Annotated in this window: 14 protein-coding genes; 6 read left to right on the plus strand and 8 right to left on the minus strand. The window is 61.1% G+C overall.

Features of this window, described 5'->3' with window-relative positions; all coding sequences use genetic code 11:
• Positions 1-167 precede the first annotated feature (167 nt).
• A complete protein-coding gene (gene dnaG / locus OZ411_RS39285; protein WP_282532239.1) occupies positions 168-2159 on the plus strand; it encodes a DNA primase in 1992 nt (663 codons plus the stop codon).
• A 354-nt stretch (positions 2160-2513) separates the two neighbouring features.
• Positions 2514-4646 (plus strand): RNA polymerase sigma factor RpoD, encoded by a 2133-nt coding sequence (gene rpoD, locus OZ411_RS39290; RefSeq protein WP_282532240.1) that lies wholly within the window; start codon positions 2514-2516, stop codon positions 4644-4646.
• 87 nt (positions 4647-4733) lie between these two features.
• Here the strand turns inward: rpoD and tcmP are convergent, their stop codons facing one another.
• Both tcmP and OZ411_RS39300 read right to left on the minus strand, forming a co-directional pair.
• Complete coding sequence (tcmP, locus tag OZ411_RS39295) at positions 4734-5882, minus strand: three-Cys-motif partner protein TcmP (protein WP_282532241.1); 1149 nt, start codon at positions 5880-5882, stop codon at positions 4734-4736.
• Positions 5883-5894: 12 nt separating this feature from the next.
• Positions 5895-6647, minus strand: coding sequence for a phage Gp37/Gp68 family protein (locus tag OZ411_RS39300; RefSeq protein ID WP_282532242.1), 753 nt, complete (start codon positions 6645-6647; stop codon positions 5895-5897).
• Between the two features lie 223 nt (positions 6648-6870).
• On the opposite strand from OZ411_RS39300, the gene OZ411_RS39305 reads away from it, so the two are divergent.
• A complete protein-coding gene (locus OZ411_RS39305) occupies positions 6871-7251 on the plus strand; it encodes a DCC1-like thiol-disulfide oxidoreductase family protein (protein ID WP_282532243.1) in 381 nt (126 codons plus the stop codon).
• 106 nt (positions 7252-7357) lie between these two features.
• Here the strand turns inward: OZ411_RS39305 and OZ411_RS39310 are convergent, their stop codons facing one another.
• A complete protein-coding gene (locus OZ411_RS39310; protein WP_028168455.1) occupies positions 7358-7594 on the minus strand; it encodes a hypothetical protein in 237 nt (78 codons plus the stop codon).
• Positions 7595-7882: 288 nt separating this feature from the next.
• Between OZ411_RS39310 and OZ411_RS39315 the strand changes: the two genes are divergently transcribed.
• Both OZ411_RS39315 and OZ411_RS39320 read left to right on the plus strand, forming a co-directional pair.
• Positions 7883-8056: a hypothetical protein gene (locus OZ411_RS39315; protein ID WP_282532244.1), complete on the plus strand. Its 174-nt coding sequence runs from the start codon at positions 7883-7885 to the stop codon at positions 8054-8056.
• Positions 8057-8244: 188 nt separating this feature from the next.
• Positions 8245-8718 carry a hypothetical protein gene (locus OZ411_RS39320; protein WP_282532245.1) on the plus strand — a complete coding sequence of 158 codons (474 nt, stop codon included), beginning with the start codon at positions 8245-8247 and terminating at the stop codon, positions 8716-8718.
• A gap of 121 nt (positions 8719-8839) precedes the next feature.
• Here the strand turns inward: OZ411_RS39320 and OZ411_RS39325 are convergent, their stop codons facing one another.
• The 5 genes from OZ411_RS39325 to OZ411_RS39345 form a co-directional block, all read right to left on the minus strand.
• A complete protein-coding gene (locus OZ411_RS39325; RefSeq protein WP_245476769.1) occupies positions 8840-9202 on the minus strand; it encodes a hypothetical protein in 363 nt (120 codons plus the stop codon).
• A 168-nt stretch (positions 9203-9370) separates the two neighbouring features.
• Complete coding sequence (locus OZ411_RS39330) at positions 9371-9943, minus strand: histidine phosphatase family protein (RefSeq protein ID WP_130583560.1); 573 nt, start codon at positions 9941-9943, stop codon at positions 9371-9373.
• 13 nt (positions 9944-9956) lie between these two features.
• Positions 9957-10445, minus strand: coding sequence for a hypothetical protein (locus tag OZ411_RS39335; RefSeq protein ID WP_130583561.1), 489 nt, complete (start codon positions 10443-10445; stop codon positions 9957-9959).
• A 6-nt stretch (positions 10446-10451) separates the two neighbouring features.
• Positions 10452-10808, minus strand: a complete 357-nt coding sequence (locus tag OZ411_RS39340) for a DUF6152 family protein (RefSeq protein WP_130583562.1) — start codon at positions 10806-10808, stop codon at positions 10452-10454.
• 250 nt (positions 10809-11058) lie between these two features.
• Positions 11059-11625 (minus strand): hypothetical protein, encoded by a 567-nt coding sequence (locus tag OZ411_RS39345; RefSeq protein WP_282532246.1) that lies wholly within the window; start codon positions 11623-11625, stop codon positions 11059-11061.
• Positions 11626-11806: 181 nt separating this feature from the next.
• Between OZ411_RS39345 and OZ411_RS39350 the strand changes: the two genes are divergently transcribed.
• Positions 11807-12622, plus strand: coding sequence for a lytic murein transglycosylase (locus OZ411_RS39350; protein WP_282532247.1), 816 nt, complete (start codon positions 11807-11809; stop codon positions 12620-12622).
• The last annotated feature ends 287 nt before the right edge of the window (positions 12623-12909 follow it).

Here is a 12909-nt window from a genome sequence, read left to right on the forward strand (position 1 = left end):
ACTATCCAACAGCGGAACCGGGCGCGGTGCAAGATGCCAGTACCGTCAAGGTGGCCAACAGCGCCCGGAGGGACCTGTGAATACCGGGCGAATCGCCACAATCCTGATACTCTGAGCCCGCGCTCACTATATCGGTGACCCCTTCACGCTGGCCCCAAATCCGCCCCATGCGCTTCACTCCGCAATTCCTCGACGAGCTGCGCGCCCGGCTTCCGGTCTCGGAAGTCGTAGGCAAGCGCGTGCGGCTGAAGAGGGCGGGCAAGGAGTGGAAGGGGCTGTCCCCGTTCCAGCAGGAGAAGACGCCCTCGTTCACGGTCAACGACCAGAAGGGGTTTTATCACGACTTTTCCTCGGGCAGGCACGGCAACATCTTCGACTTCGTGATGGAGACCGAGGGCGTCTCCTTCCCCGAAGCCGTCGAGCGGCTGGCCTCGATGGCCGGCATGCCGCTGCCGGCGGTGACGCCGGATGCCGCCCGTCACGAGCAGCGCCGCAAGACGCTGCATGATGTGATGGAACTCGCGGCCAAATTCTTCGCCGACACGCTGGCCTCGCGGAACGGGGCCAAAGCCCGCGGCTATCTCGCCGACCGCGCGATCTCGCCGGCCACGCAATTGCAGTTCCGCCTGGGTTATGCGCCGCCGGAACGCTTTGCGCTGAAGGAATTCCTGGGCTCCCAGGGCATTTCGACCGAGGACATGGTCGAGGCCGGGCTGCTGGTTGCCGGCGACGACATCCCCGTGCCTTACGACCGCTTCCGCGACCGGGTGATGTTTCCGATCACCGACCTCCGCGGCCGCGTGATCGCCTTTGGCGGCCGCGCGCTGGAGAAGGACGTCCCCGCAAAGTACCTGAATTCGCCGGAAACCCCGCTCTTCCACAAGGGCGACAACCTCTACAATCTCGCCACCGCACGCCAGGCGGCCCATGACGGCGCTGCCCTGATCGTGGTCGAAGGCTATGTCGACGTCATCGCCATGGTGACTTCCGGCTTTGCCGGCGCGGTCGCGCCGCTCGGCACTGCGCTCACCGAGAACCAGCTCGCGCTGCTCTGGAAGATGGCGGACGAGCCGATCCTCTGCTTCGACGGCGACCGCGCCGGCCAGAAGGCCGCCTATCGCGCCGCCGATCTGGCGCTGCCGCATCTCAAGCCCGGCAAGAGCCTGCGCTTTGCGCTGCTGCCGGAAGGCCAGGACCCCGACGATCTCGCCCGCTCGGGCGGGCGCGGCGCGATCGAGGAGGTGATCTCGGCCGCCCGCGGCTTGGCCGAGGTGCTCTGGTCGCGCGAGATCGAGGGCGGCAATTTTGCAACGCCCGAGCGCCGCGCCGCCCTTGAGGCCCGCATCGGCGAGCTCACCAATGCCGTCCGCGACGAGGTGGTCCGCCGCTACTACCGGCAGGATTTTGCCGAGCGCCTGCAGCGCAATTTTGCCCCCGAGGCCGCCCGTGGAGGCTATGGCCGCGGCCCGTTCCGCTCGGCCAAAGGCGGCGAATCACCCCGCCGTTTCACCCCTCGCGCCCCGGGCGGCAGCCGATTCGGCCCGCCAGCCGGCCAGACCCAGGGGCTTCTCCGCGGCCCCTACCAGGCGGCGAGCCCGCAGCTCGCCAACAGCCCGATCATGCGCGGCCAGCGCAGCGCGCTGTCCCGCCGCGAGGCCCTGATCCTGCAGACCCTGATCAACCATCCCTGGCTATTGCACGAGCATCTGGAGGAGGTCGCGGCTCTCGAGCTCGCCCACCCTGAGGCCCACAAGCTCCGTGCCGGCATCATCGCCGCCTTCGCTAACGACCACCACCATTCTCCCGATGAGGAAGAGCAGGCCGAAAAAATGCGGGCCGACCTCGATGCGGGCGGATTTTCACAAATTCTTCAAAGGGTTGAGCGGGCGATCACGACCCAGGCGGTGTGGGGCGTCAAAGTCGGCGCCGCACGCGAGGATGTTCTTTCCACCTGGCGGCAACTCGTTGCCTTGCATCAGAAAACACATGCATTACTTAGGGAAAAGAAGGACGCCGAGGAGGCTTACGCCGAAGATTCCAGCGAGGCGAACTGGGCGTGGCTGCGGGACATCCAGGCACGAATGGCAGAAGCCGACGGCACTGAGGCCCTGATCGAGGGATTTGGTGAGCTGTCGGGCCGGTTCCAGCGCAGCGTGTGATGAAAGAATCATGCGGACGGTTCGGGCCGGGCCCGCAAAAAGACTCGCCAAATCCATGGTTTGGCTGCAAAAACAGGGTTAAGCGAAACTTAATAGGCACACCCTTATTAGGTGTGCAGACCGTCAGGGCGGACTAATGCGGAATTATGGGGTGGCGACATGTTGCGCCGCCCTTTCCGTATCATGAGTATGGTCGGGGAGGACGTAACGGTTTTCCTGATCCTGCTCAAGCGAAGAGATTGAGTGCGAATGCTTCTACAATGGGAAGCTGTCGCGCTTGTGACGTCAGTGGATCATGAGAGGCGCGCGTCGTAACGCCGGCCTCACGTGAAGCGCGTTTCGGGAGCTTGATGAATGGCCACCAAGGCAAAGACGCTGCAGGTTAAGGACAAGGAAAAAGACGACAAGGCAGCGGATGCCCCCGAGAAGGAACAGGCGGATGCGCCGTCGCCCTTGCTTGACCTCTCGGATGCTGCCGTCAAGAAGATGATCAAGCAGGCCAAGAAGCGCGGCTTCGTGACCTTCGATCAGCTCAACGAAGTGCTTCCCTCCGACACCACCTCGCCGGAGCAGATCGAGGACATCATGTCGATGCTCTCGGACATGGGCATCAACGTCACCGAGGCCGACGACGTCGACGGCGAAGAAGAGGACAAGGACACCGACGACGAGACCGACAACGAGCTTGTAGAGGTCACGCAGAAGGCCGTCACCGAGGTCAAGAAATCCGAGCCGGGCGAGCGCACCGACGATCCCGTGCGCATGTACCTGCGCGAGATGGGCACCGTCGAGCTGCTCTCTCGCGAGGGCGAAATCGCGATTGCAAAACGCATCGAGGCCGGCCGCGAGGCGATGATCGCAGGCCTCTGCGAAAGCCCGCTGACCTTCCAGGCCATCATCATCTGGCGCGACGAACTCAACGAAGGCAAAATCTTCCTTCGCGACATCATCGATCTCGAAGCCACCTATGCCGGCCCTGACGCCAAGGGCGCCATGAACACGGCGATGATCGCGGGGCCGGTCGCTGACGGCGCGTCCGCCGCCGAGGGCGGGGAAGTGACCGGGCAGGCCGCGCCGGCCCATGTCGCACCGCCGGCCGCGCCGCCGTCGCCGACCCCGTTCCGATCGGCGCCCGCCGGCGGCGAGCCTGATACCGAGGAGAAGGATCCGGGCGAGGCCGCCGCCGAAGCCGACATGGACGACGACGAGTTCGAGAACCAGATGTCGCTCGCGGCGATCGAGGCCGAGCTGAAGCCAAGGGTGGTCGAGACCTTCGACAAGATCGCGTCCGAGTACAAGAAGCTGCGGCGTCTTCAGGAACAGGATATTGCCAACCAGTTGCAGAGCGAGTCGCTCTCGCCCTCGCAGGAGCGCAAGTACAAGAAGCTGAAGGACGAGATCATCGTCGAGGTGAAGTCGCTGCGCCTGAACCAGGCGCGCATCGATTCGCTCGTCGAGCAGCTCTACGACATCAACAAGCGGCTGGTCTCGTTCGAGGGCCGGATGATGCGGCTTGCCGACAGCCACGGCGTCGCGCGCGAGGATTTCCTGCGCAACTACCAGGGCTCGGAGCTCGATCCGCGCTGGCTCAACCGTGTCTCGAAACTCTCCGCCAAGGGCTGGAAGAATTTCGTCCACCACGAGAAGGACCGCATCAAGGATCTGCGCCACGACATCCAACAGCTCGCAGCGCTCACCGGCCTCGAGATCGTCGAGTTCCGCAAGATCGTGCACGGTGTGCAGAAGGGCGAGCGCGAAGCGCGCCAGGCCAAGAAGGAGATGGTGGAAGCCAACCTCCGCCTCGTGATCTCGATCGCGAAGAAATACACCAACCGCGGCCTGCAGTTCCTCGACCTGATCCAGGAAGGCAACATCGGCCTGATGAAGGCGGTCGACAAGTTCGAATACCGCCGCGGCTACAAGTTCTCGACCTATGCCACCTGGTGGATCCGGCAGGCGATCACGCGCTCGATCGCCGACCAAGCCCGCACCATCCGTATCCCCGTGCACATGATCGAGACCATCAACAAGATCGTGCGCACCTCGCGCCAGATGCTGAACGAGATCGGCCGCGAGCCGACCCCGGAAGAGCTCGCCGAAAAGCTCGGCATGCCCCTGGAGAAGGTGCGTAAGGTCCTGAAGATCGCGAAAGAGCCGTTGTCGCTCGAGACTCCGGTCGGCGACGAAGAGGATTCACACCTCGGCGATTTCATCGAGGACAAGAACGCGATCCTCCCGATCGACGCCGCGATCCAGTCGAACCTGCGCGAGACCACCACCCGCGTGCTCGCCTCGCTCACCCCGCGCGAAGAACGCGTGCTCCGCATGCGCTTCGGCATCGGCATGAACACCGACCACACCCTGGAAGAAGTCGGCCAGCAGTTCTCGGTGACCAGAGAGCGCATCCGCCAGATCGAAGCGAAGGCGCTACGCAAGCTGAAGCATCCGTCACGGAGCCGGAAGCTGCGGAGCTTCTTGGATAACTGACGCAACAACACAGGTCGTCATGCCCGGGCTTGACCCGGGCATCCACGAACGGCGGGCGAAAGCCCGCCGTTTTTTGTTTGATCGAGGCTAATTTGTTCTGAGAATGATTAAGTCGCGGTCGCGGGGTTTTCGATTGCCACTACCCCAAGTGTTTTCGATCCTTCCAGCCTTGGCAAGATCAACACAGATGTCCTTGATATTGGTTTCACGTAGCATGAACTGCTCAAGCAGCTTGCTAGCAACGTCAGAGAATACAAGCTGCCCACGCGCGGCCAGCGTCTCGATCAAACGGTTCGTTGCTAGCGATTTTTGCTCCGCTACGATTTCGTCGACCGTGGCCTCCTGCATTTCGGCCTCATAGCCAGCAAAAAGGTCAGCAACGTTCAGTCGCTGTTCTCGTTGCTTTTCCATGGCGTTGGCTCGGTTTTTCGCGTGCTTCCGTAGCGCATCGTATTCTGTTTGTCGAAACACCTTGAGACCGTCCGCACTCTTCGTTCCATAAACGATAAAGAAGTGTGGTCTTTCCGCTGTCGCTTTGTCGATCTTCGTGGAAACGACAAACTTGAAATCTCCTGACGCCTTGAGAGTTTCTCGAAACAGTTTTTCGACAGCGAGGCCGCGGGGAAGATCAGGATCGAGGCGGTCCGGCCAGTTTTGGCCGCCCAGAATTGGCGCCATGGAATTGATGATTTCGGTGTCCGCACTGTATGCAAATCGATTGATAAAATCATACATGAAGTTGATCAGTACCTCGCATCTCGGCGGTGAAAAAAGAGGCTTGATCTTGTGGAAGGGGTAGCCCGTCCATCCTGTGGGGTCTATAAAGATGATCGGGAAAGAGGTCCTTGCAAAGGACCTGATGTCCAAGACGGCGTCTTCGAATTTTCCTTCATAGGTTTTGATTTCAAAACATTCCTGCGGCTGGTGAAACTCGGCAACAGCCTGCTCAAGCTGAGCATATGCGTCTGAATCCTTTTCCGAAAAGAAGCAGCCAATACGGCGCCGAATACCTGTCCGGTGCAGAATTTGTTGTTGTGCGTCTCGAAGTACATCAATTGCGATCATGAACGAGGAATCGCGGAAGTTTTCGGTCTTGCTCTCCCAAGGTCCCGAGAAACCGTCGACATAGGTAAGATCCGAAAAGGTCAAAACCTTGAAAGCTAGAGCCTGAAGGTAGCTCTTAAGAATGAAGTGCTTGGCTCTCGTTTGCTCGCGACCAAAATATGGGTCGGCCACAACTTCTCCCTTTCATTCCGCGGCGACTAAACGAATCCGTTGTGCAATTACTGGATATTGATTCCACTCTCGGCCTTGGAGCAGGCGTCCGCCAGATTTAGGTCTGACACCTCCCCACTGCTTAAAGAAGAATGCAACCTTAGCTGCTCGGCACTGATCGCGTATCTCGATTGCCCATTCTTCCGCCATTGGCCGAGCATGTGGGCCACTCTCGCCGCCGACAATCGCCCAATGGATGCCCGTAAGATCAATTCTACCAACCGACCCGAGCAGCGGCTCGAATGAGACAAACTTCGTTGACGCTGGCGCGGCGCGAAGGTGTTTCAGTCTGACTGTATTCTTCGCGTCCTCAACTGACACCCCCAGCCAGATGTGTGAGGGCGCCTCGCCGGCCCCGTACCGGTCACGAAGGTATCGGGACATCAACGAACTGCGCTTAGTGAGAACCTGAAAAGTGTGCCAATCGCCGGCTTCCATCGTGTCGAACACGGAATCGATGAAGGCTTTAGGTACGCCCTTGTGGAAGAGGTCGCTCATCGAGTTAACGAAGATACGTCGCGGTTGTCGCCAGCTTAAGGGCTGTTGCAGCCGTTCTGGCCGCAACTGCAGGTCAAAGCCACCTTCGAACGGGTGTCTCGGCACGCCTCGAAATCGCTCAGCAAACCGCTCAGCGTAGCAGAAGTCACACCCGCGCGTGATCTTCGTGCAACCCGTAACAGGATTCCACGTCGCGTCGGTCCATTCGATCTCTGTCGAAGCTGCCATATGTGCACTTTAGAACAAAAAGGGAACATTCGCTAGTAGAATAAATCTACCAAAGGCTGCGATAACCTTGGTTAATGTCTCCGATTCCCGGATCGATCTGCAGGTGCGACCGTGAGTTTGCCATGGGCACACCGGCAAGGATGTGCGGATGCTGTCGCGCGTTTGAGCTCTCCTTACGGGCAAGTTGAGAAACTAACGCACAAACAGCTGCTCTTTGAACGCCATGTCCCATACTTGCCTCACCGTCTGGTACAACACGCGCTGCCCCGTTTGCGACGCCGGCATCGACTGGCAACGCAACAAGCTTCTTGCCGCCGTTCGCGCCGGCACCATCTCCTTCAAGGACATCAACGAACAACCGGATGCGCTCGCAAGCTACGGCGCGTCCGTCGATGACGTGCGCCGCCGCCTGCATGCGACCGACGAAGCCGGCCTCCTGATCGTCGGCGCTGACGTCGCGATCGCGATCTGGCGGCTCACTCCGGGCGAAGGCTGGCTCGCGACGCTGCTCGGCAATCGCGCAATATTGCCGGTGACACGGTTTGCCTATGATCGCTTCGCGGACGTGCTGTTCGCCTGGAACAAGCGGAACGGACGCTGGTGAACGCCGACGATTGCTTTTCTATGGAATAGCGATCCGAATGTTCTCGATCATCCCCACCGCATTACCTTGCTTCGTAAGGTCATTGGGATGATCGACGGGCGGCGGCCTACTTCTTCTTCACCCCGACCCGCTCGATTTTCTTGATCGCGAGCGGCGGCCGGCCGGATTTCTCGGCGATCTCGCGGTCCTGCTCGAGGATGTAGCCGCGCGCCGGTTCGTCGCCGTCGAGGCCGCCAAGCAACTCGGCGGGCACGCGCCGGTTGGAGCGTTGCGAGCCGTCTTCATAGAAGACATTGAAAAAGGCGAACTCGCCTTTGGGATTGGTCCCGGGTTTCTTGGCCATGGCGGCTTGTCGTCGATCAGGGCACCGCTGTCAAAGAAAATAACGGGCGTTGCTGCGACTGCCTGCCCTGCAGCAATGAACGTGAGCTTCCCCCGCGCTAAGCGAAATCTGCAAATCTTTGCCCACTTTCGACCGCGTTATGCCGACAGCTTCGGCAGCCATGCATCACCGCCCGACCCAGCGAGCCGGCATACCCGAGCCCAACATCAGCGCCGCCGCCATCTGGCCACCGCTTCGCCGATTCATCGCCGGTGAATACCGCCTCGGACTGTTTATGGCGCAGCGGCGATGGTCTCCTTCGACAAGCTCGGCTCATGGTTTCTGCTGCTCATTATCAGCTACACGCTGGTAAGCCTGATCAATGCACCGCGCGTAAGCGCGGACGCCGGCAAAGCCACGCCGGCCGAGGGTGAAGCCGCGCCGCCAGCGGTCGGCGTGGCCGTGCCGTCAGAGATGGCTTGACGCTGCTTCCGTGCCTTGCGGCGCGACTCTCGCTGATAGGTGAACTCTCGCTGATTAACTCTTCAGAGTCCTCAGTTGGGACGGTAACCACGTTTCGATATTTCCCCGCAAACCTCGTCGCGGTTACCAACCGTCAGGAATTACGGCCTTTGCTCCTCGTCACATCAGCATGGTGACGAGAGATGGTTATGCCTGTCGGACGATACATCGCCTGGGTTGGCGCATCGCTTCTTGCGTTGTTGTACATCGCTGACTGGTGCGTGCCACAATCGTTAACCGAGGCGGCAGGTGAGCCGATCGAGCGGCCGGCCATCCGGATTGCTTCGCTCGAGCGGCCACCCGAACTTGTCGTCATGGACACCAGCCTGCCCACCATTGTGCCGCCGCCGACGCTGGCCGAAGCTGTGCCGCCAATCGAACCGCCGCCGGTGCGCGCGGTCGCCGAAGCGCCTCCGCCTCCGCCGGCGGTCGAGATCGAGAAAAAGACCAAGAAGGTGGTCAAACGGCAGGCGCCGAAGGTCGCGGCGGTCCAGCCGCCATTACCGCTGGCTCCCGCGGTCGCGCCTGCCAGCCCGGCGCCGCCGGCCGCTCCGGAGATCAAATTGTCCTTCGCGGACATCATGTCCGGGCAGTTGGTGAAGAACCTGTTCAACCTGCATTGAAGTCGAGGCTAATCCTGCAAGCCTGGTAGCCCGGGTGGAGCGAAGCGCAACCCGGGACGGCTGCGTCAATACTCACCGGCGGTCCCGGGTTACGCTGGCGCTCCACCCGGGCTACGGCGCTCTAGCTGCCGGACGCCGCTTTGCCCTGGGTTGGCGCCATGGCGGCGACCGTCTGCGCCACGAGTTGGCCGCGCCCGCGTCGCGGGCCGCCGTCGGTCTGCTGCTGTCCCATCGCCATGATCGCCGTGCCCATCGCGCTCGAGCCCAGCGTGACGATGAAGCCGAACAAGAGCAGCCCGAGCGCAACGCCAGGGCTGTCATCGGCCAGGATCAAGTCACGCAGGTGGCCGGGATTGAGCAGCAGCAGGCCGCCGACCAACAACACCGCAACCAAGACACCGACGGCGAGATTGATCGCAAGCAGCCGAAATAGCGGCGCTCGGAAAACAAGAGACTGGCGCGGCGAGGGCGCCTCTTCCTGCATGTCGCTCATGACGAAATCCTATCGCATTTTCCAGGCGACAGGGACGGCGGCTCAGCCGACAAACCGGCGAATTGAAAAGCCGGAGCCCGGTTCTGACTCATAACCGGCATGGCTCCAGCTTCGTTCCTAAGTCGGGCCCGATCGCGCGCTTGGCGCATCCACGATGCGTCAATCGAGAATAAGGCGACCCACGGGCTTGCTGCCGCCACCCTCGCTTCGGACCACGACAATCTCGCCGCTCGCCGGCGAAACACCCGTGAGTGCCCGAATATTTGCGCCATGCGTCACGACAAGCAGGATTCCGCTCCCGGTCCATTTGTCGATGACCGCGCGTGCCCCGGCGGTCAGAGCTGCAGTTTGATCGCTGAGCACCACCACGTTGCCGAATGCGGGCTCGACTTCGATCGGCCCCAGTTCCAGCAGCGTTGCAGTGTCAATGCAGCGGCACCAGGGCGAAGAGAGGATTTTCTCGACCGCAATCCCTTCCGACCTGAGCCGCGCACCGATCCTTGCGGCGTCCGCGCGGCCTTTGCTGCTGAGATTGCGCTGCGTGCCGCAGTCATCAATCCTGAACCCGGGCGGGTCGCCTGCGCCACCCGGCGCATCGGCATGCCGCATCAGGGCAACATGCCGGCCTGCGCGCAGCGCGGTCCAGGCCTCAGCTTCGTCGGAGCTCGCGATATCAGGCGCGGCGCAGAGGGTGAGGAGGATTGTGAAAATGGCAAGGCGGATGCGATCCATGGGGCGAAGCCTGTCAAAAATACGCTATAAGACGCCCGGCGCAGACGGCGCCGATCCACAGTACAAGCGACAGCAGCGCTGTGACCTTTGCGCCACCGGACGCTTCGCCTCCCCAGAGCGAAACTTGTCGCCACGGGCCGGAATGCGCGATCACGACATTGACCAGCGCGGCCACGATCAGAAACAGCTTGGCCTGGAACGCAGGATTGCGCACCACATGCGCCGCGTCGGCGCTGAACAGCAGGAAACCCATACCGATCGCGAGAAGAAAACCGACGCGTGACAAAGGCAGCAGCAATTGTGCCATCGGCTGGATCGGAATCGCGCGTCCCAAGCCGAGCAACCTGACATCGAGGGCCAGGATCGATCCCACCAGCACAACGAAGCCGAGGATGTGCAGGATCTCGACCGCGGGATAAAGCGCGGGTGAGTTGCGCATCAGATGCCCGAGCGCGCTTTCCTGCAAGGCCAGGAAGATCGGCGGGGCCGGATGCTGCTCCACGCTGGCCTACCGCAATTCGAAGCGTTTGCCGTCGAGAATGATGTATTCGATCCGGGCCTCGTCCGGATTGCTGGTGTGGGGATAGCCGAACACGGTGCAGGTCTTGCCCGGCGCGATAAGGTCCGGCGTGATTCCGCGATTTTGCATGCGCGAGGGCGGCGCCAGCACGAAGTGCCAGTGCTTGCCGCCAACCTCCATCTCGATCTCGCAGTGCGGATTCTGGAATGCAGATTTCAGGATTTCGCCGGTGACGGTGAACGCCTTGGAGGTGTCGTAACCGCCCCAACCATGATGGGCCATTGCCGCTGCCGGACTAACGGCAGCCGCCAGCGACAGGAAGAAACGACGGGTGATTGATCTCATAAGCCGCCTCCGCAATGAAGGGCAACACCGAGCCGCGCCGCATCCGTATAACGCGGTTCGCGCGACCGCTCAAACGTGCACGGGCGCGTAAGGTGCCGTAGTACGCCGAGGAAACGCCAACCGCGCGCGCCAAGCCGCGCGGCAAAAGGTCTCGTTGGCATTTTGACGGAGGTGAGTTTCGCAGGCATGATCTCGCGTTAAAGGCGTTCGCCGAAGAACGCCGCCTCCTGACCGGCCAACCGTGCACTTGCTAGAATTTCCACGGGGAGAAGAATCTGCCCGTGGGCTGGGTTACGCTATTTGCTCCACCAGCTATGCCGCTCCTTAAGATATCCTTGCTGACGGTCTGGCACGGCTTGATGAGTTCCAGAATTTTGTCCGGCGGCTGATTGGCCTTTTGGGCCTCCGCAACAGCGGCGGATAGATTCGAGCAATATTCCAGCGTCTGCTGCTTTTGGGAGGAAGTTATGTCTTGAGCGAAGGCCGTTGTTGTCAGGGACAGGCTGACGCGTTGTGAGGCTCCCGCCCCGAGGCCGTTTGCGCCAGCAGCCACGCAGAAGATAACCAGCGAGTTGAGCACATAGAACACGGCCTTCTGGAGCAGATTTCGCGTTGTCACCAGGACAAGCAATCCAAACACAAAGCTCAGGCTGAGACCGACCCACGCGCGTGGCATCGAGAAATTCACGGTCAGTGCATTCGTGATCATCATCGTCAGTGCACCCGCGACGCCCGGCGTCAACATCGCTTCCGGCGTGAGAAATTGTGACAGCGGATTGCTCGCAGGGGAATTATTTTGAGAATCTGAGTTGCTCATCCTTATCTCCAAAAATCAGCTTAAAGTAATATGTCCCTAACGTAAGCGATCTCCATAAAAAATGCTATCAGAAGTCGTGTCGGCGACTCACGGGAAGGTCGCTCGCCGCGGGCCACATAGGATGCTAGAACCCCGATCGGTGCGGTTACGCGCCATCTTTTTTGGAGGAAAATGCCGAACCATGCGCTACATCCGCGTTGTCGTCCTTGTAATCGTCCTTGGCATTCCCTCCATCTCTGCCCCCGCCTATGCCGCCCGCTGCGGCGGTGACTTCCATGCTTTCATGGCCGGCATTTCGCAGGAAGCGGCCGCGGCCGGCATCTCGCAAAACGTGATCTCGCAGGGGCTCGATGGCGTGCAGCAGGATGCGGGCGTGCTTGCCTTCGACCGGCGCCAGCGTGGCACGTTCCGCAAGAGCTTTGAGCAATATGTCGCGACCCGCGTCGGGCCCGGGCGGATCAACACGGGGCGCGCAATGCTACAGCGTCATGCGGCGCTGCTTGCGAGCATCGAACAGAAGTACGGCGTGCCGCGCCAGATCCTGGTCGCGATCTGGGGATTGGAGACCGATTTCGGCAAGGGCGACATGGGCAAGCTGCCGGTGTTCCGCGTGCTCGCCACGCTCGCGCATGATTGCCGCCGCACCGAGCTGTTCCAGAACGAACTGCTCTCGGCGCTGCAGATCGTGCAGCGCGGCGATCTCCGCCTCAACGACATGATCGGCGCCTATGCCGGCGAGATCGGCCAGACCCAATTCCTGCCGTCGTCCTACATCAAATACGGCGTCGACTTCGACGGCAACGGCCATGTCGATCTCCGCCATAGCGTGCCCGACGTGCTCGCCTCCACCGCGAACCTCCTGCACACCAACGGCTTCAAGATGGGCGCATCTTACGAGGAAGGCAGCGCCAATTTCGAAGCGATGCGCGAATGGAACAGAGCGGTCGTGTACCGCAAGACCATCGGCTATTTCGCCGACCAACTCATGGGCCGATGACGCCGTAGGGTGGGCAAAGCGCAGCTTCGTAGGGTGGGTTAGCGAAGCGTAACCCACCGCCTTTCGCGCGCATGGCCACCGGCGTCATTGCGAGCGCAGCGAAGCAATCCACGTCTCCACAAGCGGCGCTATGGATTGCTTCGCTGCGCTCGCAATGACGATGTGGCTACCTTGCATGCGACAAATCAACCCGACGGGCAAATCACCCAAAAGTCTGTCCAGCCCTCACGCAAAAAACATTCCGCTTTCGCCGTCGGGCAAATCAGTGATTTAACTCCGCGCGTCTC

The organism is Bradyrhizobium sp. Arg237L, from assembly GCF_029990105.1.
GTDB lineage: Bacteria > Pseudomonadota > Alphaproteobacteria > Rhizobiales > Xanthobacteraceae > Bradyrhizobium.

Coding starts and splice junctions, on each gene's coding strand:
- rpoD (WP_282532240.1), top strand. CDS start 2,514: ATGGCCACCAAGGCAAAGACGCTGCAGGTTAAGGACAAGGAAAAAGAC.
- OZ411_RS39315 (WP_282532244.1), top strand. CDS start 7,883: ATGGTCTCCTTCGACAAGCTCGGCTCATGGTTTCTGCTGCTCATTATC.
- dnaG (WP_282532239.1), top strand. CDS start 168: ATGCGCTTCACTCCGCAATTCCTCGACGAGCTGCGCGCCCGGCTTCCG.
- OZ411_RS39300 (WP_282532242.1), bottom strand. CDS start 6,647: ATGGCAGCTTCGACAGAGATCGAATGGACCGACGCGACGTGGAATCCT.
- OZ411_RS39325 (WP_245476769.1), bottom strand. CDS start 9,202: ATGCAGGAAGAGGCGCCCTCGCCGCGCCAGTCTCTTGTTTTCCGAGCG.
- OZ411_RS39330 (WP_130583560.1), bottom strand. CDS start 9,943: ATGGATCGCATCCGCCTTGCCATTTTCACAATCCTCCTCACCCTCTGC.
- OZ411_RS39310 (WP_028168455.1), bottom strand. CDS start 7,594: ATGGCCAAGAAACCCGGGACCAATCCCAAAGGCGAGTTCGCCTTTTTC.
- OZ411_RS39305 (WP_282532243.1), top strand. CDS start 6,871: ATGTCCCATACTTGCCTCACCGTCTGGTACAACACGCGCTGCCCCGTT.
- OZ411_RS39350 (WP_282532247.1), top strand. CDS start 11,807: ATGCGCTACATCCGCGTTGTCGTCCTTGTAATCGTCCTTGGCATTCCC.
- OZ411_RS39340 (WP_130583562.1), bottom strand. CDS start 10,808: ATGAGATCAATCACCCGTCGTTTCTTCCTGTCGCTGGCGGCTGCCGTT.
- OZ411_RS39320 (WP_282532245.1), top strand. CDS start 8,245: ATGCCTGTCGGACGATACATCGCCTGGGTTGGCGCATCGCTTCTTGCG.
- OZ411_RS39345 (WP_282532246.1), bottom strand. CDS start 11,625: ATGAGCAACTCAGATTCTCAAAATAATTCCCCTGCGAGCAATCCGCTG.